Below are 1,255 nucleotides of genomic sequence, written 5' to 3'. Positions count from 1 at the left end.
CCATGGCGAGGGCTGCGGCCGGGCTGCCGGCGCCGCGGGTGACTTTGGTGCGGAGCCTGACGGTGGAGAACGTGGACTCGATGGGGTTGGTGGTCCGCAGGTGGATCCAGTGCTCGGCGGGGAAGTCGTAGAACGCCAGAAGCTCTTCGGCATCGTCGGTGATCTTCTTCACGGCCTTCGGCCACTTCGCACCATAGGCGCGCTCGAAGTCCCTGACCGCCTTCTCGGCGTGGTCCCGGTCCTCGGCGTTGTAGATCTCCTGGAGGGCCTTCTTCGCTCCGGGCTGGGCGGACTTCGGCAGGGCGTTGGCAACGTTCCGGATCTTGTGAACCCAGCACCTCTGGTGTCTGGCCTGCGGAAACACCTCTGCCAGGGCCCGCCACAGACCCATTGCACCGTCGCCCACCACGAGCTCGGGATCGCGCATCCCGCGTCGGCGGCAGTCCCGCAGCAGGTCCGCCCAGGACTCGGATGATTCCCGCAGTCCTTCGGCCAGGGCGATGAGTTCCTTGCGGCCGTCCAGGCGGACACCCATCAGGACCAGGACACAGGAGCGGGCCTGGCCGAGGCGGATCTTGGGGTGGATGCCGTCAGCCCATACATAGACGTAGTCCGTGCCGGACAGGTCGCGGTCCTGGAAGGCGGTGTGGTCGTCCTGCCACTGCCGCGTCAGCCGGGTCACCGTGGCCGGCGAGAGGCCGGCCGCCGAGCCCAGGAACTGCTCCCTCGCGGGCACGAAGTCACCGCTGGAGAGTCCGTGCAGGTAGAGCAGGGGCAGGACCTCGCTGATCTTCGGAGATTTACGGCACCACGGCGCGAGGATCCTCGACGAGAACCGGATGCGTTCTCCCGTCTCCTCGTCGACGCGCTTGTCGTTCACCCGGGGCGCCTTCACCGGAACCGGCCCCGCGGCCGTGACCACGGCCCGCTCGCCGTGGTGGCCATTGCGCACCACCAGGCGACGGCCTGCCTCGTCCCGCTGGTCGGCCAGCTCGGCCATGTACTGACTGACTTCGGCTTCCAGAGCCGCGGCGAGCATCCGCCTCGCGCCCTCCCGGACGATGTCGTCCAGCAGGGATCCGGTCTCGGTGGTGCCATCGGCATTGACTACGCTGAGCACGGGCGTGCCTTCCCAGCCCGCGCTACGAACGCGGGCCTACTCGGTGACATTAAGTCGATCACCTGGGAAGGTACGCCCTCCGCACTCCGCAGAACATCCCACCCCAGGCCGATCCACAAGTCCTGAGCATTGCTC

1 protein-coding gene is annotated in these 1,255 nt (G+C 67.8%); it reads right to left on the bottom strand.

Going from position 1 to position 1,255, the window contains the following annotated elements; genetic code table 11:
* The coding region (locus tag ACFYP3_RS37880; protein WP_388842672.1) for an IS256 family transposase at positions 1–1,120 on the bottom strand (1,120 nt) is incomplete at its 3' end.
* Positions 1,121–1,255: the final 135 nt, after the last annotated feature.

Origin of the sequence: Streptomyces sp. NPDC005533 (assembly GCF_042871845.1) — a bacterium.
Classification (GTDB): Bacteria; Actinomycetota; Actinomycetes; order Streptomycetales; family Streptomycetaceae; genus Streptomyces.
This window is presented reverse-complemented; position numbering and strand designations above follow the sequence as displayed.